Raw genomic sequence first — 22,028 nt, 5'->3', positions numbered from 1 at the left:
ACCAAGATGCTTGTTGCTAAACTAAAAGAAGTCTGGAAAGAGGTTACACTACTTAGTACTTGGATCGCTTCAGTCACCGGTGCTTTTATTATTCCGTTGCCCTCTTGGCATGCAACAGACGAGAACACAGCTTTTTTTATGAAGTTTGGGGTATTTATAGCCACTGTACTTGCTGGTTTTTTGATTTTGTATTCTTTTAAAAATAAGTCAGCAAGAACCTGGATGCGTTTATCAATAGAGTTTATCGCTCTTTTTATAGGTGTGTATGCTATTTATCATTTTGCTAGAGAGGCCAAAACGTTACCTTATCTCGATAAAGATATTGTTATTGGTAACGAACTACTAGATAATAATCCTTTTGAAACTTTTAAAACAGCTCACGGGTTTTTACCAGCCAGAAATGAACAAATGATGATCATATTGGGTGACCCCGAAAAAGCTTGGGTTAAAGAGAGTATTATGTCTAATAGAATACAATTAATGGCACTGTTATTTTTTTGCTACTTGTTCTCGGCAGGATTTATGATCTCTTTTTGTAATCTAATTATCTTGTATAAAGAAAAGTATCAAAAAAAGAATACTGCAGTTTCTAAAACTGTTATAGAATAAGAATACTATAAATTAAATTCTATTTAACATCCTATTTAGTACTAAAAAGTTTAAAACCTATTATACCTGTAACCACAAATTTTAATGCGTTTTTTAAGGTTTCTTTATATCAATTAAGAAGATGTATGTGTGAAAAGAAATCAATCACTTGTGTTTTGGTTATGATTTTTTTCTTTATCTCTTTTACACAATTATTAGCGAGTACTCAGAAAATAAACAGTTTACAGGATCAATTAAGTGCACATAAAGAAGAAGATACCATAAAAGTAAATTTGCTTAATGCCATTGGTTTTGAGTATTGGATAGTAGATGCCAATGAATCTATTATTTACGGAAAGGAAGCATTGCAATTATCAAGATTATTAAGATATCCTGCTGGTTTAGCTAAGGCAAATCGTATAGTCGGTGTTGCATATTGGGCTCAAGGTGACCAAAATAAGGCTTTGAAATATCTAAATACTTCTTATAAGATTTACGAAAAAGTAAATGATAAGAGAGGAATAGCGAATACAAGACTTAATATAGGAATGGTATATGCTGATCTTAGGGAGTATGAGAGAGCTTTGCAAAATTATGACCAAGCGATTAACGAATTTACTGCATTAGGATTAAAAAGTAGGATTGCAACAACGTTTACCAAAATAGGTACTATTCTTATAAAACAAAATAAAGATACCAAGGCTTTACAATATCTTACAGATGCATTACAAATGCATATTGCCAACGAATTCACTTATGGGATTGCAGAAGTACATAATAGACTAGGGATTTTATACCTTTCTAAAAATGAAATTGAACAGGCTAGTTATCATATACAAAAATCAATAAAATTAGGTAGAGAGGTAAGTGATATTGATGGGCTGACGAATAACTTTGTTATTCACGGAAAAATATTAAGATTGTCTAATAGACTTGATGAAGCCGCAATCGAATTAAATAAGGGGTTAGAACTTGCTAAAGAGAACAATTTAAAGAAATATGAATTGTTTGCATACGAAGAGTTAAAGGAATTAAAAAAACAACAATCTAAAGCAGAAGAAGCCCTTACATTTTATGATAAATATACCACGCTTAAAGACTCTCTTTTTAATTCTGATAAATCAAAACAAATCGCCTATTTAGAGTTTGAAAATGAATTAGATATAAAAAATAAAGAGGTATTGGCACTTAAAGCAAAAGAAAAAACAGATAACTTTATTAAACTTATTTTAATTCTTGGAGTTACAAGTATATCTATATGTGGTTATGTAATTTTTATGATATCAAGACAACGTGCTAAAAAAAGTAAACAATTATCGACTAAAAGTCAAGAATTGTTAGAATCGGTGTATGCGCTAAGTCAAAAAGATTTAGAAAACTCAGAATTAAAGCAAAAGGAATTGAAGCGTCAGTTAGATTTTAAAAATAAAGAACTCACATCATATGCATTAAATTTTATAAAAAAGAATGAAGTAGTACAACAATTGCAGACGACTATAAAAAGTCTTAAAAAATCACCTGCTGTAGAAAAAGATAAATTGATAGCGGATCTAAATAAGATTATACGAAAAAATTTAAGCATCGATAGAGATTGGGAAGATTTTAGTAGATTTTTTGAAGATGTACATCAGGGTTTTTATACAAAGTTAAAATTGAAACACAAGGATTTGAGCACAAATGACTTAAAAATATGCTCTCTGATTCAATTAAACCTTAATATTAAAGAAACGGCCAGTATTCTTGGAATATCACCAGAAAGTGTGAAAACTGCGCGATACCGTCTTCGTAAAAAACTAGGATTAGATCCTGGTCAAGAAATTCTTACCTATTTGATACAGTTAGAACAAGAATAAAAGAACTGGAATTAAAGTATTTTTTATAGACTTTGGTGAAGTTGAATACCCTAAAATCACATAAAGCTTAATTATTTAATGATGTTTACTTTAGAAAATAAAAATGTGTTATATCAATTATAGCATGATGTTGTATTTTAGCTAAGATTAAATCGTCGACAATTGTCTTATTTAAAATCCCTCTGTTTTGAAAACTAGAATTTTATGTGTGCTGCTATGTCTGATCTCTCTTTTTTCCTATTCACAAACAAAAGATAAGGTTACAGATGCACGTTCTCAAAAGATAGAAGCAATTAAACTAGAAATAGAAAAAGCAACCTCAGACTCTATACGTTTAAATCTTAGATTGGACCTAGCAGGTGAATTAGCTTATTTTGATGGTAATATAGCCAAAGAAATCTTTCTAGATGTTCATAATATCATTAAGGATAAGGGATATAAAAGTTATTATTATAAAAAATTAGAAGCAGAATTATTATATAGTATGTCAAGCGTATCCTTAGATCTTCAAGATACTGAGGCAGCTTTGAAGTATGCAAATGATGCCTTAGCTATTGCCAAAGAGATCGAGTATGATATGATTATAGGAAGAACTATAAGTAATCTAGGGAATATTTACTCGAGGCAAATGGATTTTGAGAAAGCAAAACGATTTCATAAACGAGCATTAGTATTCCATGAAAAGGCAAAGTCGGCTCGAGGGCAAGTACTTACGTTAAACCGCATAGGCAGAGTCTTTAGTAGACAGAAAAAGATAGATTCTGCCACATATTATTTCAAAAAGGCGATACAAGCTGACACCGCTAAGGCACTTAAGCTACAAGTAAAAGGAAATTTAGCCAGTATCTATGCAAATTCAGGGAACTATGAATTAGCGGGCGATATTTATAGAGAAAACTTAAAATTGTTACCTCCAACTGAGTATAAAATCAGAGCACATAACCATTCTAATCTAGCAAAAGTATATGATAATCAAAAAGAGTTTAGCAAAGCAAATGCACATATAGACAGTGCTATTTTCTTTTCAAAAAAAGTGAACGCTTTATATTTAATACAATGGGCATACCATACCAAAGTTGGAATAGCGCACAATCATAAAAAATTTTCAGAGTCGTATGAAGCTTTTTTAATTCAAGATAAATACAAAGATTCTTTAGTAAAAAAAAGTACAACAAAACGTTTTGCAGATTTAGAATTTGCATATCAGTATAAGAGAGAAAAAGAACTAACGGCAGTAAACCTGAAGAATGAAGCTACTAAAAAGAAATTGTATTTATCATTACTGATTATTACGCTTATAGCAGCTTTATTTTTAATTTACTTTATTAGAAAGAATAATAAACAAAAACTAGAGCTTATTGCAAATAAAGCCAAACTTGCAGAGGTTGAAAAATTAAAAACAGATTTAGCCCTTGCGAATCGGGAACAAGAACTTAAAAAAGTGGTAGTAGAAAGCTCTGTTAGAGAAGAAGTCTTTAATACCACAATAGATGATATTAAACAAGTTACAGCTTTAGAGGATGAGAAAGAACGTAAGTCTGCATTACGCTCGATATCGGCTTCGTTATTATCAGAGAAAGATGCTAAAAAATCATCATTAAGTTTACAGACGTACCTTGATGAGGTAAATATTGATTTTAAAATACTACTTGATCAACATTTTTCTGAGTTAAAACCAAAAGAAAAGGAACTCCTTTGTCTTATGAAAATGGAGCTTAGTACTACAGAAATTAGTAAACTTCAAAACAATACAGTGGCGGCTATAAAATCTTCAAGATATCGTATTCGTAAAAAACTAGGTTTAGATTCTAAACAAGATATTATTGCTTTTATTGAAAATAAAAATATCACGTTATAAGATATTAAAAGTATTTCTTGCACATAGTTTTTTAATTAAACTTACACCTTTTTTATTCTATAAAACCCCTTCTTTTTTGAGAAAAGCTGTATGGTTACCTTAAAATAACAAATAAGAATCAATACTTTGATTAACTATTAAATATCTGTAAATGAATAGTTTAAATTATTTGATACTCTTTTGCTACCCCCTTTTTTTTGCAATGTAAGTCCCTTATACATTTCTTTGTTTAAGAATGTGATGTTTAACTTAAATATCACTTTTTGTCAAATACGTAAATGTAATATCTTACTCTGGATATGATAGTTTGCTATTTACAATTTTTACTCGAAAAAACCTTGATACTCTTTTATCAAAAAAAAGAATAAGATATATTTTATGAAACCAGATACTAAATATATTAAAAACGGTACGATCAATATTGCATATCAAGTTTTTGGTTCTGGTCCTATTGATTTAGTTTATATTCCGGGATGGGTATCGAATATAGATTGGATGTGGGCTTGTCCAGAACTTGTTAGCTTTTTAGAAGAATTAGGAAAAATAGCAAGAGTTATTCTTTTTGATAAACGTGGAACGGGACTTTCGGATCGTGTCGTAGAACTTCCGACCTTAGAAGAAAGAATGGACGATATTAGAGCCGTGATGGATGCTGTTGGTTCTCAAAAAGCAGCTTTATTTGGCCATTCAGAAGGAGGATCCGTCTCAGCTTTATTTGCAGCTACATACCCAAATCGCACGATTTCTTTGATAGCTTTTGGAATATTTGCTAAACGAATATATGCCCCTGAGTATCCTTGGGCACCTACTCAAGAAGAACGACAGGTTGTTTATGATATGATTGAAAATAATTGGGGTAGCGGAGAAATGGACTTAGAATCATTGGCTCCCTCTAAAGCAAATGATCCTGTATTTATGGATTGGTTAGCGAATTATTTTAGATCTGGCGCTAGTCCCACTGCGGCTATGATGCTTACCAAAATGAATACGCAAGTAGATATAATAAATATTTTAGGTTCTATAAAAGTACCCACTTTACTATTACAACGTACCCATGATATTGATGTAAAAATAGAAGAAGGAAGATATATTGCCGAACGTATTCAAGGAGCAAAATTAGTTGAGTTTGAAGGTAGTGATCATTTATTTTGGACAGGTAACACAAATGAGATTCTAGAAGAAATAAAGGCTTTTATATTAAATGTAAAGCCAAAACCGGTATATGAAAAACAATTATTTACCATACTAGTGGGACAAATATTATCTTCAGAAATAAATATAGATAAACATAAAGCGTTTATAAAGCAATCTGTAGAGAATTATAGAGGACGTATAATTCAATATCATAAAGAAACATTTATTGCCACTTTTGATGGACCTAGTAAAGCTGTTCATTGTAGTATGAATATGATTGACGCTATCCAAAATATGAATGCACAGTTAACTACAGGTGTACATATCAAAGAATGCATGGTAGGTAACCCTATATGCCAAGAGATAGAAGGTTTCAAGACATTACTTCTTCAAAAGTCGATGCCTAATCAAATTTTATTAACCCAAACGGTCAAGAATTTGGCTGCAGGAGCTGGTGTGCATTTTACACAATACAAAGCGATTTTTGAAACCGAAGCAGGAGAATCATTATCATTATATACTGTTAGTGACAAACCCAAACATACTATACCACCACTAAGAATAGAATCTAAAAGACTTCTTCAAAATGATTCTTTTCTTGAAAAAGTACTTCAAAATATTGATAACCATCTTAGTAATGAACATTTTGGAGTAGAAATGCTTTGTAGAGAAGTAGGTGTGAGTCAACGGCAACTACAACGTAAACTGAAAGCAATAACCAATAAATCTCCAAATAAACTCATCTGTTCTGTGCGTTTGCATCGTGCTAAAGAGCTAATCCTTAGTCAACAAAAAACTATTGCCGAAATTGCTTTCTTGGCAGGTTTTTCTAACCCTTCTTACTTTTCTAAATGCTTTAAAAAAGAATTTGCAATAAGTCCATCTGATTTGATAAGTTAATAGATCTAATACCTTTTTAATATTTCGTATCTGGTTGTATAGAATTCTATTAACAAAAAATTTAATCATTAAACATATTCAATATATTGTTTAATTACTTTAGCTCTTGTTACTATAGTTTTCTTTTTCTGATGAATTTATATGAAAACCATTATTATAAACGTTTTTACCTTACAATTAGTTAAGTTGTAGTATTACATTTTCAAAACGAAAAATTGATTTTGAAAACAGATCATCATAAAAGGTATTAACTTTATTGCTAGATTAAGGAAGCTAAAGATCAATGGATGTTAGAAAAAGTATAGCATATCTATGCGTAATGGTTTTTTATTATACCCAAGGTTGCCTTTGGTCGCAGGAGAGACCAAAGGATTTCAATTTTGTAAATATAAAAGAAGGTATTTCAAAAACTGCCGTATCAACCATTATTCAAGACCATTATGGTTTTATGTGGATTGGTACTAATGGAGGAGGTCTGCACCGATACGATGGGATTGAGTATATATCCTACAAACACGAACCAAGAGATTCTGTATCGCTTAGTAGTAGTATGATTTATTCGGCTTATTTAGATAAAACAAATAGGTTATGGATAGGTACTGAAAATGGTTTAAATGTATATGATAGAGATCTCAACCAATTTAGAAGGATTTGCATAACAGAGCAAGGTAAGAGTAATTGTGATTCTAGTATGGCCATAAGCAGTATTATTGGTGATGATAACGGGGATTTGCTTTTTGGTGTTTTTGAACGAGGCTTATTCAAATTAACACTTGATGATTTTAAAACGCACCATATAGCTAACCTTGATACCATTTCTTCAGGAAGTATTCTAAATATTAATAGTCTTGTTGCCGATAGTAAAGGAACTATCTATGCAGGAACTAATAAAGGACTTAAGCAATATGATCCAACGATAAATACGCTTCGTAATTCGATATTTGAGATCGAAAATAAAGATAAAACTATCGGCGAACCTATTCAATCTTTATTAATTGATAATGAAGATAATATTTGGATAGGCACAGTAGATAAAGGCCTCTATCAAATAAAAAGAGATCAAAATGCAAATCATATAATTTCAAACTTTGAAGTCACTTCAAAACGGATTTTATCATTAATTACAGTAGGAGATGGCACCATATTGTGTGGTACAGAAAATGACGGATTAATACATTTAAGTAAAAACGGACAAGTATTTAAAAATTATGTATTTGATAAAGCAGATAAAAACAGTATTCAATCAAATTCAATATGGTCGTTGTTTAGAGATAAAAATGATCGAATTTGGATGGGGTATTACAATAGAGGAATAGGAGTTTATGATAGGTTATATGATAAGTTTAAGAATATAGAAAGTTTACCTCATAAAAAAAACTCCTTAGAAGTAGGTTCAGTTACGGGCATTATAGAAGATCGATTGGGGCGATTATGGATAAGTATGGATGGAGGGGGAATTGATATTTATAATCCTAAAAATAAAAAAATCACTCATATAAATAATCAAAGTCAAGAATACTTGGGGCTGGATGCACATGATATTCAAACTATTTTTATGGATAGCCAAGACAATATATGGGCGGGAAGTTGGAATAATGGAATTTATTTCCTTAAAAAAGGAGAAAATCGTTTTGTTAATTTTAATTCAGAAAATACAAACGGAGAATTAACCTCAAACCGAATATTAAGTTTTGCTGAAGATACTAATGGTAGAATATGGATAGGTACTTTTCATGGAGGCATTGTTTCATATCACCCCAAAGAAGGTACTATTAGGCACCACAAAACAAAAGAATTTGTGGAAAATGGTTTACATAAAAATGACATTAGGAAAGTTCTAGTAGATACAAATAATAATATATGGATTGGATCTACCAATGGCTTATATAAAGTTTCTGCAATTAATAAGGATCAATATTCTGTTATGGCAATAAGCCCAAAAATGTTTGGGAATTTTAAGAATACAGCAAGTGTAAAACATATTTTATCAATGTACGAGAGTGCAAATGGATCACTATGGATAGGAACAAAAGGTGCTGGTTTATGGAAATACAATAGCGATAAAGAAACTTTTATTTCTTATAATGATCTCTATGATTTGACTGAAGAAAATGTATCTGCTATTATAGAAAGTGAAAATCGAAATATTTGGATAAGCGGTAACGAAGGGCTTCATAAAATAGATATGATAACTAACAATATCACGAACTATACTACAAATGATGGATTGTTATCAAATGATTTTAACTTTAATTCGGTGTATAAAGACAAAACAGGAGATTTATACTTTGGCGGTTATGAAGGAATCGATTACTTCGACCCCAAAAGTATTAAGATCAATACAGCAATACCTTATTTATGCTTAACGGATTTTAGGCTGTTTAATCAAAAAGTAGTACCCAATGCTAAAAACTCTCCTTTTCAAAAGGCAATTTCAGAAACAGATAGTATCTCTTTAACCTATAAACAATCCGTATTTACTATAGAATATACAGGGGTTAATTATACAAGACCAGAAAAAAACAAATATGCATATTATTTAGAAGGCTTAGAAAAATCATGGAATTATGTAGGAAACACAAGAAGTGCAACCTATACAAACCTAGACTATGGTAATTATATATTTAAATTAAAAGCAGCTAACAATGATGGCATATGGAATGAAACTCCATTAAAACTAAAAATAACGATACTACCCCCATGGTGGAAAACAAAATGGGCTATCGTATCATATGCTTTTCTGCTTCTTTTCGTGATTTATATGGTAAATCAATTAAATCAAAGAAGAATTAAAGAAAAACAACTGATTAAGTACGAAAGAGAAAAAAGAGTAAAAGAAGAAGAGTTACATAAGAAAAAGCTTCAATTTTTTACCAATATATCTCATGAATTTAGGACTCCCCTTACCTTAATTATCAATCCGCTTATTGATATTATTAATAACAAAAAATATGATTTACCAGATGAGATTAAAGAAAAGCATCATGTTATTCATAAAAATACAGATAGACTTTCTAGATTGATAAATGAAGTTATGGATTTTCGAAAACTAGAGTTAAACAAACTAAAAGTTAAAGCTCAACAGTTAGATATTATCCAATTGGTTAACTATGTCGTTGATCATTTTATTGAAGAAGCACGTGATAAAAATATTGATTTGCAAGTCGATCATGATGGTTCAGAACTAGAAGTATGGGTGGATAAAAATATGATAGAAAAAGTTATTTTTAATCTTTTGTCCAATGCTTTTAAAGTTGTTACTGAAAAAGGAAGAATTGTAGTAACAATACATATTAAAAGAGATCTTCAAGAGGCCATTGCAGATACTAATGCACATAGAGATATGTTTGAAATAAGTATCTCTGATACTGGACCAGGTCTTGAAAAAGAACAACTAACCAAGATATTTGAACGGTTCTATCAAGTTGATACTCTTAATAAAGGATATTATGGTGGAACAGGAATTGGCTTAGAGGTTGTAAGAAGTTTTGTGCAATTGCATAAAGGAAAGGTTGAAGTAGATAGCGTTTTAAATAGTGGCACGACCTTTACCGTGATTTTGCCATTAGGAAAATCTCATTTTCAAGAAGACGAAGTTATATGCATTACCAATAATGCCAAACCTGAGGTAGAACAAATGATTTTGCCTAGTACAATGGATTCTCAAAAAGAAAGTATTAAGGATAATGACTTAAAAAAATCTAGACTTCTAATCGTTGAAGATAATATCGAACTACGAAACTATCTAAAAAATGAACTAAACGATGTGTATAAAGTATTTACAGCATCAAATGGTGATGAAGGATTAAGACAGGCTAAAAAAGAAATACCTGATATTATTATTACTGATGTTATTATGCCAAAAATGAACGGTTTTGATTTTTGTACTAAGATAAAAGAAGATATAAAAACCAGTCATATCCCTCTTTTAATGCTAACAGCCAAAACAATGCAGGATGATAGACTAAAAGGTATAGAATCTGGTGCAGATGCTTATCTCAACAAACCGTTTGATCTCAGAGTTTTAAAATCTCGACTTAAACAATTATTATCTAGTAGACAGATATTATTTAATAAATATTTTAGCGCCATTAGTGATAATGATAATAATAAAAATACGACTTCATTAGATAAAGAATTTATCCAAAAAGTATTAAAACACATTAATAAGGATATAAGCAACCCTGATCTTAGTGTTGAGTCTTTAGCATTACAACTACATTTAAGCCGCAGTCAATTTTATCGAAAGATAAAAACACTCACAGGACAAACTGCAAGTCAATTTTTAAGAAATATTAGATTGCAACGAGCAAAACAAATCCTAGAAGAAGGACAAACCAATATTAGTAATGTTTGCTATCAGGTTGGGTTTTCTTCACCTTCTTATTTTACAAAATGTTTTAGGGGTCATTTCGGTATTTTACCTACAGAAGTTGATACAAAAAAAACCTAATTTTTGCGTTTCAATACTAAGAGTATTTTAAAAAGCAAGACCGATATTTTTTAGCTTAAAATACTCGATCAAACTAGAATGTGGTTTTTTATCGTACTCTTTTTAATACGCCATTAAAAATTAAATTTCTTCTAATTCGTACTGTGATAATTCTATATTAAAGAACGGGTACACGTTATATTTAGGGCTCTTGCCCTAAATGCAACAAATATTATAGTCTATGCTTTTTTTGTTTCATCCCCTTTTTTTTTCTGTTTCTAAATTGGCAAAAAATTATAATGGAGATCATTTTAACAGGAAGAGAACACCAGTTCTTTCTAGTTTGATTTTTAAGTAGTATGTCATAAATAAAGCATCTCCTTATCGTTGTAATACTAAATATAAAAACCAATGAAAAAACGAATAAGCCTTAGTGGTTTTATAATGATTTTAATTGCTATACAATTAAATGTTGGGTGTACCTCAAAAAAAGAAAAGGAAAAAGAATATGACTATAACTTTCAAGACTCATCACTAGAAATAGATGAAAGAGTGAATGATATGATAAGTCAGATGACACTTTCAGAAAAAGTATCACAAATGCGATACGATGCTCCGGCTATAGCACGACTGGGAATACCTGAGTACAATTGGTGGAATGAATGTTTGCACGGTGTTGCCAGAGCAGGTGAAGCAACGGTTTTTCCACAAGCAATTGGTATGGGAGCAACTTTTGACAAATCACTTATATTCAAAGTAGGAACTGCAATATCAGATGAGGCAAGAGCAAAACATCATCGTTTTAGTGATCAAGGTAAAAGAGGTATTTATCAAGGATTAACTTTTTGGACCCCCAACATAAATATTTTTCGTGACCCGAGATGGGGTAGAGGTCAAGAAACATATGGAGAAGACCCTTATCTAACAGGGCGCATGGGTGTAAATTTTATAAAGGGCTTACAAGGTGATGATCCAAAATATTTAAAGGTAGTAGCCACAGCAAAGCATTTTGCAGTTCATAGCGGTCCGGAGAAATCTAGACATGAAGATAATTATCAAACATCTAACAGAGATCTTAAAGAAACGTATTTGCCTGCTTTTGAAGCTGCCATAAGAGAAGCTAATGTGCAATCGGTAATGTGTGCCTATAACAGGTATAGAGACGAAGCTTGTTGCGGTAGTAATTTGTTGTTAAATGATATTCTTAGAAAAGAATGGGGGTTTGATGGTTATGTGGTTTCTGATTGTTGGGCAATTAATGATTTCTGGAAACCGAACAGGCATGGATTATCAGAAACTGCCGTTGAAGCCTCTGCACTTGCTGTAGATAGAGGTACTGATTTAAATTGTGGGAATGCTTTTGACCCTAATCTTGAAGAAGCCGTTCTAAAGGAGATCATAGATGAAGAAAAAATAGATATTGCTTTATCCAGATTAATGACAGCTCGATTTAAACTCGGAATGTTTGATCCTGATAAAATGGTATCGTGGTCCAAAATACCATACGATGTCGTATGTAGTGAAGAGCATTACAAATTATCCGAAAAAACAGCTAGAGAGTCAATAGTTTTATTAAAAAATGAAAATAAAACGCTTCCGTTAAAAAAAGATATTTCTTCAATTGCAGTAATCGGTCCCAATGCAAATGCAAAACAAGTATTGTTAGGCAATTATCATGGTACTCCGCATAACAGTATTACTCCCTTAAAAGCAATAAAAGAAAAACTTCCAAATGCGAAAGTGCATTATGCAAAAGGTAGTGATATAGCAAAAGGATGGCCATTACTACAAACAATTCCTTCATCTGTACTTCATAACGGAAAAAGTTCAGGATTAAAAGGAGAATATTTTGATAATAAAGAGTGGAAAGGCAATCCTAAAATTACTAGAAATGATAGTGTCATCAATTTTGTTTGGATGCCCAAAAAACCAATTGATAGTTTAACCTCTGATGCATTTTCTGTAAGGTGGACAGGGCAACTTATTCCAAAAGAAAGTGGTAATTACCGAATAGGTTTGCGTGCAAGTAGTGCAGGGAAATTGTATGTAAACGATTCATTAAAGTTTGAGTTTAGTGATGATCACGAACCTAAAACTAGATATTTTGATACAAATTTAAAAAAAGGAATAGCGAGTAGAATAAAGATAGAGTACTACAACTACCATGCAGACCCTCAAGCCCAATTATTATGGGCAAAGTTAGATGATGATCTGTTATCGCCAGCAATTGAAGCTGCAAAAAAATCAGAAGTGGTTGTACTTTGTTTAGGGTTATCACCAGATATCGAAGGAGAAGAAATGCCAGTAGTCTTAGAAGGATTTGACAAAGGTGATAGATCAGAGATTTCATTACCTAAGACGCAAATTGCATTAATGAAAGAAATTACTGCGCTGGGCAAACCTGTCATTGTTGTTTTGATGAACGGAAGCGCATTGGCAGTTAATTGGGCAAATGATCATGTCCCTGCTATTTTAGAGAGTTGGTATCCAGGAGAATTTGGAGGAAGAGCAATTGCAGATGTGTTGTTCGGAGATTATAATCCAGCGGGACGATTGCCAGTTACTTTTTATAAATCAGTAGAAGACCTTCCTGATTTTAAATCATATGATATGACTAATAGAACCTATAAATATTTTAAAGGCGAACCTTTATATGCTTTTGGACATGGATTGTCGTATACCAACTTTACGTATTCAAATTTAAAAGTACCAGAGGCTGTTACTATTTCAGAAAATATACCTGTAACAGTTCAAGTTACCAATTCTGGAGATGTAAATGGTGATGAGGTCGTTCAACTTTATCTGTCTCATAGTAAAGCTGTAAATGATGGGCCTAAACATTCTCTTGTTGGTTTCGAAAGGATCAACTTAGATCCAAATCAAACAAAAGAAGTGCGTTTCACAATCACTTCAAAACAGTATGCATCAATCACATCAGAAGGCAAAGAACATATCAATAAAGAACCAATTAAAATATATGTAGGAGGAAAACAACCTAACTCGAAAAATGAAATTGAAGATTCTAAAGCAACACAAGTTTTGACAAAAGAAATAACACTTAAATAATAATTATAAATTAACACAAATCATGAAAAAACACCTAAAAACCTATCTATTAGTACTATTGTGCTTCTTATTTAATAGTACATTAAGTGCGTATTCTAGTGATTACTCAGCACAAGAAAAACCACTAATTCAAATTCAAGAACCTAGTAAAAAGTATGAAAAAGAAAAGAATGATAAATTAAAAATGAATAGGCCTGCGCCTGTTATTCCGGATCAACCTTCTTTTGAGACCGATGTTTATCGAAATATGTTTGTAGAATCCGGAAAAAGCAATGAAGCTGTAGACCTTAAATTAAATCAAATCTGGGAACAATATTTTGTTAACGGAAATGTAAATACCGAAAAACTGTATTATGAAGTCGATACCGATATGGCTTACATTTTAGATACAGGAAATAACGATATTCGATCAGAGGGGATGTCCTATGGAATGATGATTTGCGTTCAACTTGATAAAAAAGAGTATTTCGACAAATTATGGAAATTTGCAAAACAGTATAGTCAACATAAACCTGGAACCTCAAGAGATGGATTATTTTCTTGGCAGTTAACTAGCGATACCTTTTCAATGATTGATCAAAACTCTGCACCAGATGGAGAAGAGTATTTTGTGACGGCACTATTTTTTGCTCATGCCAGATGGGGGAGTATACAATCAGCAGATGGTTTTGATCCAGAGAGAGATGTTTTTGATTATGAAGGACAAGCAAATTATATTTTGAAAAGTATGCTTAATAAACCTAGTGCCGATAGTGGTCAATGTCCAACCAACTTAATCGATACTAATCAAAAACAGGTTGTTTTTGGAATATGCGGAGATTCTGCTACATATACTGATCCATCTTATCATTTACCTGCATTTTATGATATTTGGGCACTTTATGCTGATAATAATAATCAATTATGGTCAGAAATGGCAGAAATTAGTAGAACGTATCTTTTACCAAGAGCAGCGCACCCTGTCACCGGATTGATGCCCGATTATTCAGAATTTGATGGTACTCCGAAAGCTGTAGGTACCCATGCTAATTTCGAATTTGATGCTTGGAGAAATATTATGAATATGGGGTTTGATTTTGCATGGTTTCAAAAAAACAAAAACGATATACAACCATTAATAGATAAGCAAATAGATTTTTTTAAAGACAAACCAAATTATCCTGGTTTATGGACTTTGGACGGGATAACACCTCGAAATTCTGATCACAATGCCGGACTTGTAGCTTGCAATGCAGTAGGATCATTGGCATTAGGTGATGCAAAAGTTTGGCCTTTTGTAGATGAGCTTTTTGAAATGTCTATTCCGTCGGGAACATATAGATACTATGATGGTTTATTGTATATGATGAGCTTTATGCATGTAGCTGGTGCTTATAAAATCTTTAAACCCGATGAAACCGGAAATCAAAGCCCAATTGCAAACTTCTCTACTAATATTTCAGGTGGTATAGCACCAATTACAATAAACTTTGATGCATCTACCTCTTCTGATCCTGATGGGGACCAATTATCATATACTTGGAATTTTGGTGATGGACAAATTGGAACAGGAATGATAATTACACATGAGTATGCTACTGCTGGAAATTATGAAGCTACATTGGTAGTAAGTGATGGCAGTAAAGAAGCAACTAAGAGTATGACGATATCGGTAACCGACAATGCTATTCCTGTAGCTAATTTTACTGTAAGCGTTGATTCTGGTATAGCACCGTTAGAAGTTGATTTTGATGCTTCGACTTCTTCAAATCCAGATGGAGGAACTTTGAGTTATAGTTGGGATTTTGGAAACGGACAAACAGCAACTACTGTAAGGTCAACTACTACCTATACAGAAGTGGGGCAGGTGGTAGCCAGATTAACAGTAACTAACCAAGCGGGAAAGACTGCAATAGCAGAAAAAACAATTACAATTACGGGTGATAATCCAACTTGTAATTTTGGAACACCTATTAGTACACCTTTATCATCATTACATTCAGATTTTAAAAATATTTATGTATTGGGTAATGGAGGTCCTAATCTAGATAATGTAACAAACTTTACTGTTAATTGGGATCTCGCAAATAACGGGATATATCAATTTTCTATGAATACCAACAATGGTATTCCTAGTTGGTGGAACAATTTCTTGCCAAAGATCGTACAAAACTTTAATTCAGCACAACCAGAAATTACATTGTCCGGAACCGGAATTCCTGAATTGGATGGAAGTTATTGGGTAACAGTAAATCAGGGAGATTTTGTGATGGTATCAAAAACAGAGGGGTTTGTATTATATTTTAGCGCTTCTTCAACAGCTCCCGAGTGTGACAATAGTAAGAATGTCAAAAATCAGACAAATATTGTATTGGTACCGAATCCCGCAACTAGTTTTGTAGACGTTTTTGACAATAATAAAGGTGATAATCTAGAAATTAATATCGTAGATTTTTCAGGAAAAACAGTTTCAAGCGTATATGCAAAAGATATACAAAACGGATTTCGATTAGATCTAACTGAATTATCCCCGGGGGCATATATACTTGAGATCAGAAACTCCTCAAAGAAAGAGATAACCAGGAAAAAGATTATAATAAATCGATAGCTCAATAAATTTAAATAGTTAATAATCAAAAGGGGAATTATTGAGTGTATAAACCTTTGCAAATAATTATTTGTAAAGGTTTTTTCTTTAAATAATACGTATGGTACCTCTAAAAAGGTTTTAATTACATAGCACATAAGAGGAAAACTTAATGCAGAAATGCTATAATAAGGTTTGATAAAATCTGGTTTTACTGTGGTTAGGTTAAATTGATATCTTATTTTTGAAAGACTTCTTTGTAATTACAAGTTTTACCATTAAATCAAGAAAAATGGCAAAAATATTAACCGAAATATCTGTAGCGTTAAAAGAGTTTATTCAAAATCAAAAAATCTTCTTTGTGGGTACAGCTGCACAAGAAGGGAGAGTAAATATTTCTCCTAAAGGAATGGATACTTTACGTGTTTTAAATGGTAATAAAGTTGTTTGGCTCAATCTTACCGGAAGTGGTAATGAAACAGCTGCTCATCTATTAAAAAATGATAGAATGACCATTATGTTTTGTGCTTTTGAAGGAAAGCCTTTGATTTTAAGACTATATGGTTCTTCTAAAATCTATCATGATAGAGATCAAGAATATCACAAGTATATTTCGTTGTTTCCTGAAACTCCAGGTTCACGGCAAATTATAGAAATGCATGTTGATACTGTGCAAACTTCTTGTGGGTTTGCAGTGCCCTTTATGGATTATAAAGAAGAACGTACTGTCCTTAGAACTTGGGCAGAAAAACAAGGCAAGGATCGTATAAAAGAATATCACCAAGAAAGAAATAGCCGTAGCATAGATAATTTTGAAACAGGTATCTAGTTACAGTATTTTTTGATTCATAGTTATAAAGTAACTCCAACGATTACACCAATACCAATACCACCAATTGCAAATAAGATCTTTTCAAAAGCGCTTTTTCTGCGTTGTCGCTTGGTGTTTTTTTCAACTATTTCAAGACTATTGCTTGCTTTTTCAAGACTATTAATAGTATAATCTAATGCTCTTTGCGTATTCGCCAGTGTTTCTTGGGTTCTTTTGTAAACCTGTAGATCAAGACTATCAGACGCTTTAAAGTTTATTTTTAGTTTACGTTCGAGGTCTATATTTCTACTTAGCGTTTGAGAGTATTTTTCGATTAGCGACTGCGTCATTTTATCTTGATCCAATGTGCTAGTAAATACATTTTTAAACGCCAGAAAAGTTTTCTTGTTTACAAGATAAATATCTGGAGTACGAAATACATACAAGCTATCTCTTTTTACTAAAAATGGTTCCCCTTGTCTGTCGGCATATGATTCTGGGATTTCAATGATTTTAGAAGAAGTAGTATCCTGACTATAAGAAAAAGAAACGGTTAGCGTCAAAAGGAATAATAATAAATTTTTCATGATTTTGTGTGAATAGAAAATAATTGATTGACTTAGTTTATACCTAGTGCATTTTTAATTAATGCTTTGTCTTCGGCTAGTTGATCGTTATTGATTTTTATAGAGTCTTTTATACGTTGTAATTCTTCCCAGTCTTTTGCATTTTTCTTTTGGAAATCAAATATTAAAGAATCACGTTTATGAATAAGTAGATCTTTTTGAAGTCTCATTTTTTCAAATTCTTTCTTGAACTTTTCTAAATCAGACTTTGTACTAACCAAAGTTTCTTTTGAGGTCTTTAGTTCTTCTCTAGCCCTATCTAATTCAGATTTTATAATTTTCCAATTAGAACCAGAATTAAATGTCATATAACCAATAATGACTAAAAACAAAAGAGCAACAATTTGAAGAATAGTATTTGGATTGATGTTTTTCATTGTTTTTGTGTTTATATATATTTTGACGAATTTCCTAAGTTGGGCTATTATACTTGACGAGTAAATGTAAGTATTTTATTCTTTTTCACCACAGGGGATAACACCCCAATTACAACAAAGTAGGTACAAAAAGTATTTACAAACCATGAATTACCCAATAACGCTACTTAATCTAAACATAGGTAAATACATGGCAATCAGAATCACTCCAACAATAATACCAACAATAATAGTTAACAAGGGGTTAAGTACATTAGATATAACTTGAGACTGATGTTTTACCTGTTGGTTATACTGCTCATTTAATTTTTGAAAAATAAATTCTGTTTGATTTGTTTCTTCTGCTACACGAATCATAGCAATCATTTTTTTGTCGAACACTGGATTTTGTGCAAATGAAGTACTTAATTTACCGCCCGCAATAACGGCATCATTTGTATTTTGCAATCCTTCCTGTAGAGGGTAAAAATTAATCATATTTTTTACCAGATCGATACTATCTACCATAGGGACTTTAGCCGACGTTAATAATGATAAAGCTTGCGTGAATTGAGCCATATATATTTTCCTGAAATAGTTTCCTAAAATTGGAATCTTAAGCTGCATTTTTCCAATAAATTTACGGTACCATGTTTTTTTTGATATAAAAGCTAATAGTACAATACCTATAGTAAAAATACCTAATAGTAGTATTCCATATTCACCCATAAAGTTTGAGAAATTAATAATTGCTTTCGTAATATTAGGAAGGTCAACATTATTCTGCTTAAATATATCTACAAACATAGGTACGACGTATCGCAACATAAAAAAGATTACCAAAAGTGCTGTGCATAATACGATAATTGGGTAGGTAAGTGCGGCAACAATTTCTCTTCTTAAATCATTCTTGCGCTTATAAAATTCACTAAGCTCTAAAGAAATCTGAGCTAATTGTCCAGTTTGTTCTCCGATCTTGATGGCATAATATTCATAATCTGAAAAACTCGAGTTATTTTTTAAGATGTCAGAAAAAGAACTACCATCTATTAGTTGTTGTGTCATTGTAGACATTAATACTCGGTCTTTTTCTTTTTTCTGGGTTTCTGATAATAATTCTAACCCACTTTTAAGATCTATCCCAGATTTTTGCAGCACACTTAGCTCTGCATACCATTGCTCTTTCTTTTTGCTATTAAAAGCATTACCAAATAAAGTGATCTCTTTGGTTAATACCGAAGAGATATCAAAAGAACTTTGATTCTGTTTTTGCTTTTTAGTATTTGCAATTTTAATCCCCATAATTAAAAATGTATTGTAGGATCGTTGTGTTTATACACAAAAATACGATGTAAATCTGTTGTCTTATCAAAAGTAAGCTTTATAGCATCAATTCTTCCAGAGTTTACCTGCTGTCCTTCAAAGAAAAAAACTTTCTTTTTTAATTGTACTGGATAATTATCTACCAAAGTGACAATACTATCATTTGTGAATTTATATACCCTTTGGTCGATAGGAGAGGATAGTTCTAGTTGATCTTCTCTGGCATTCCATTGTATATCCGTAAATTTATTAAAGTCTATGGTAAGGGCCACTTCTAGAGATTGTAATTCTGATTGATAAGCATAGTTATTTTCGATACTTCTCATATTGCGCTGTACAATACCTAAAACAGAAAAAGCTAGCCCAGCAACAATAGCAGAGATCACAAGAACTACCATTACTTCGGTTAGTGTAAATGCTTTTATTTTTTGATTTACAATTCTCATTTAGGATATAATACTTTATTATTCTCTTTTCCTTCTTTGGTATAGGTTAGATTGATAATGTTATTTTTCGAGTTGATATAAATATCCCATCCTGCAAAATCTTCAGAATAAGGTATTTTAAGTTGCTCATGAAGTACTAAGTATTCTAATTCTTTAATACGATTATCTATACTGCTAGTATCTCTTTTTACATGATTGTTAAAAATATTATTGAAACTTAGGCTGGCTATCATAAATACAATAATAATCAATACCGAAGCTGTTAATGTTTCGATAAGGGTAGCGGCTTTTATTTTTTTTAATACAACCATTTTGCAACACTATTTTTCGAGTTTATAAATGGCAATCCTGCATAATTTGGTATTGGGTTATTTAATATTTTACCGTTGTATATATGGTTTAAGTAAATCGATCCGGATTGATTGGCAATAAATTGTCTGGTGTATACAGAGCCTCGCACAATACCTTGAAAATCTATATTGCCCTCACAATATACTTCGCCGATAATTTCGGTACCAAGCTCTGTTTTAAGGTGGGTTTTGATTCGGTTTTGTGTATCTTTTTGTTTTTTTAGATAGACTACCGAACCTTCAATCAGCGTATTTTTGCTAATAGTAAAGTCTGGCTCTTTGTTTTGTGATGTAGTTCCTTCTGTAGTATTTTTTATCTTATTTTGATCAAAAAGTATTAGGGCAGAAGGGTAAGAGAGGTAACAGCCTTTGCCAACGGTTATTTTTTTGGTTGCAATGGCCTGTAAATTTCCTTTTACATTGTCCTTAATTATAATACTGGGTGCAATAAGAATCACACCTTCTAATTTAGCGGTCGAATGCACAATGATTTGTATAGCCGATTGTATGGTTATGTTTCCTGCAATATCTTCATCTCCCAAAATAATAGTGGATGGGCTAGAGATATTTTGACCCTGTTTGTAAAAAGTATGTTTAAGCTCTTTTTTTAATGAAATACTGTGTTCTTCATTTAATAATGACCCGTTAGAAAGTCTTTCTAGATACGATATCCATTGCTGATCTACTTTGGGTAGTGTTGCTTCGCTTTCGATAACGCGACCGTAGTATAAACTAGATCCTTGATAGTAGTTTCCAGAAATATTACCAGCTTTTACACCTTGTTTGGGTAAATAGCTGTTGCCCTCTAATCTAGTATCACCAACTATCACTAATGGAGAGTTTGTGTTTGCAAGATATAGATTAGGTGATTTTTGATCAAAAGTAGATCCGATCAATGCCGTTTTCTTGATTTTTTGATGATGCGTTTCAATTTGTGAAAATACTTTGGTCCAAGCGCCATGATAATTAGTAAATAGCTTTTGTTGTTTATCACCTTCAGTGGTTACAATCGTATCTTTTGTTGTAATTCTTTCAGGAAGGGATTTAAAAATCTGCTGATTTGTTAATGCTGAAGTCTGTAATATTTCCTGAGTTTTTATAGTAAAGAATGATTGCACATGGGTAAGCAATAAAAAAGCACTTAGCAACAGGGCAACAAGTACCGAGATTAATAAAGCAAATTGCATTGCTTGCGCTTTTATTTTAAAGAGTGCTTTTATAAGTTTGGATTTATAGACATGCGCTTTATTTTAAGATCTCAAAACGCTTTATTTTTCCTTTGTACTGTAATTGTACCCAAGATGAATTTCCTTTGGTTAGTTTAACTTCAGAAATAACATCTTTGCGTTTCATTAATTGATCGGTACCATTAATTTCTACTAGATAAATAGCGGTGGCACCATTGCCTCCTGTGACTACTCCTTTATACCGAATAGATGGCCAGTTGATTACTGTTTTTTTAACCTTAACCACTTTTTTAACAGGTTCTTTTTTAGGTTTATATGCAGTCCCTAAAAAAGGGTCTCGAGTTACATCACTTATCGAGAAACGATCCCTCTCTTTACTTTCAATTTTAGAAAAAGCAATAGGACCAATGTTGGCAATTTCGGGATCATCATCGGTAAACGCATCTGTAATCTGAAAGATAATTGCTCCCCAAATAAAGACCACTAATGGTAATAATATATATAAACCTTTTTTGCCTTTTAGCATATATAC

At 31.9% G+C, this 22,028-nt stretch carries 15 protein-coding genes; 8 read left to right on the top strand and 7 right to left on the bottom strand.

From position 1 onward, the window contains the following. Positions 1-6 precede the first annotated feature (6 nt). From D1816_RS13855 to D1816_RS13820, 8 genes are all read left to right on the top strand, one after another. On the top strand, positions 7-609 hold the full coding sequence (locus D1816_RS13855; protein ID WP_118503554.1) for a hypothetical protein: 603 nt from the start codon (positions 7-9) through the stop codon (positions 607-609). Between the two features lie 125 nt (positions 610-734). After that, positions 735-2,441, top strand: coding sequence for a tetratricopeptide repeat protein (locus D1816_RS13850; protein ID WP_118503552.1), 1,707 nt, complete (start codon positions 735-737; stop codon positions 2,439-2,441). Between the two features lie 187 nt (positions 2,442-2,628). Beyond that, positions 2,629-4,299 (top strand): tetratricopeptide repeat protein, encoded by a 1,671-nt coding sequence (locus D1816_RS13845; protein WP_147405026.1) that lies wholly within the window; start codon positions 2,629-2,631, stop codon positions 4,297-4,299. A gap of 378 nt (positions 4,300-4,677) precedes the next feature. After that, positions 4,678-6,333: an alpha/beta fold hydrolase gene (locus D1816_RS13840; RefSeq protein WP_118503548.1), complete on the top strand. Its 1,656-nt coding sequence runs from the start codon at positions 4,678-4,680 to the stop codon at positions 6,331-6,333. Positions 6,334-6,616: 283 nt separating this feature from the next. Next, entirely contained in the window at positions 6,617-10,786 is a 4,170-nt protein-coding gene (locus D1816_RS13835; protein WP_118503546.1) for a two-component regulator propeller domain-containing protein, read from the top strand. A gap of 390 nt (positions 10,787-11,176) precedes the next feature. Further along, positions 11,177-13,831, top strand: a complete 2,655-nt coding sequence (locus D1816_RS13830; RefSeq protein WP_118503544.1) for a glycoside hydrolase family 3 protein — start codon at positions 11,177-11,179, stop codon at positions 13,829-13,831. A gap of 22 nt (positions 13,832-13,853) precedes the next feature. Next, positions 13,854-16,418 (top strand): glycosyl hydrolase family 8, encoded by a 2,565-nt coding sequence (locus tag D1816_RS13825; RefSeq protein ID WP_118503542.1) that lies wholly within the window; start codon positions 13,854-13,856, stop codon positions 16,416-16,418. 271 nt (positions 16,419-16,689) lie between these two features. Continuing rightward, complete coding sequence (locus tag D1816_RS13820) at positions 16,690-17,226, top strand: pyridoxamine 5'-phosphate oxidase family protein (RefSeq protein ID WP_066313326.1); 537 nt, start codon at positions 16,690-16,692, stop codon at positions 17,224-17,226. 23 nt (positions 17,227-17,249) lie between these two features. Here the strand turns inward: D1816_RS13820 and D1816_RS13815 are convergent, their stop codons facing one another. From D1816_RS13815 to D1816_RS13785, 7 genes are all read right to left on the bottom strand, one after another. After that, entirely contained in the window at positions 17,250-17,795 is a 546-nt protein-coding gene (locus D1816_RS13815) for a hypothetical protein (protein ID WP_066313318.1), read from the bottom strand. A gap of 32 nt (positions 17,796-17,827) precedes the next feature. Next, positions 17,828-18,211 carry a hypothetical protein gene (locus D1816_RS13810; RefSeq protein WP_118503540.1) on the bottom strand — a complete coding sequence of 128 codons (384 nt, stop codon included), beginning with the start codon at positions 18,209-18,211 and terminating at the stop codon, positions 17,828-17,830. A 150-nt stretch (positions 18,212-18,361) separates the two neighbouring features. Further along, positions 18,362-19,492 (bottom strand): type II secretion system F family protein, encoded by a 1,131-nt coding sequence (locus D1816_RS13805; RefSeq protein WP_118503538.1) that lies wholly within the window; start codon positions 19,490-19,492, stop codon positions 18,362-18,364. 2 nt (positions 19,493-19,494) lie between these two features. Further along, positions 19,495-19,959, bottom strand: a complete 465-nt coding sequence (locus tag D1816_RS13800; protein WP_118503536.1) for a type II secretion system protein J — start codon at positions 19,957-19,959, stop codon at positions 19,495-19,497. Continuing rightward, positions 19,956-20,270, bottom strand: a complete 315-nt coding sequence (locus tag D1816_RS13795; RefSeq protein WP_118503534.1) for a hypothetical protein — start codon at positions 20,268-20,270, stop codon at positions 19,956-19,958. The genes D1816_RS13800 and D1816_RS13795 overlap by 4 nt, the downstream gene beginning before the upstream one ends. Then, entirely contained in the window at positions 20,258-21,496 is a 1,239-nt protein-coding gene (locus D1816_RS13790) for a hypothetical protein (RefSeq protein ID WP_118503532.1), read from the bottom strand. The genes D1816_RS13795 and D1816_RS13790 overlap by 13 nt, the downstream gene beginning before the upstream one ends. Before the next feature lie 58 nt (positions 21,497-21,554). Beyond that, positions 21,555-22,022, bottom strand: coding sequence for a hypothetical protein (locus D1816_RS13785; protein ID WP_118503530.1), 468 nt, complete (start codon positions 22,020-22,022; stop codon positions 21,555-21,557). Between the last annotated feature and the right edge of the window lie 6 nt (positions 22,023-22,028).

Source organism: Aquimarina sp. AD10, from assembly GCF_003443715.1.
Classification (GTDB): Bacteria; Bacteroidota; Bacteroidia; order Flavobacteriales; family Flavobacteriaceae; genus Aquimarina; species Aquimarina aggregata.
Note: the sequence above shows the minus strand (reverse complement) of the source record. Positions and strands in the feature narration are given on the sequence as shown.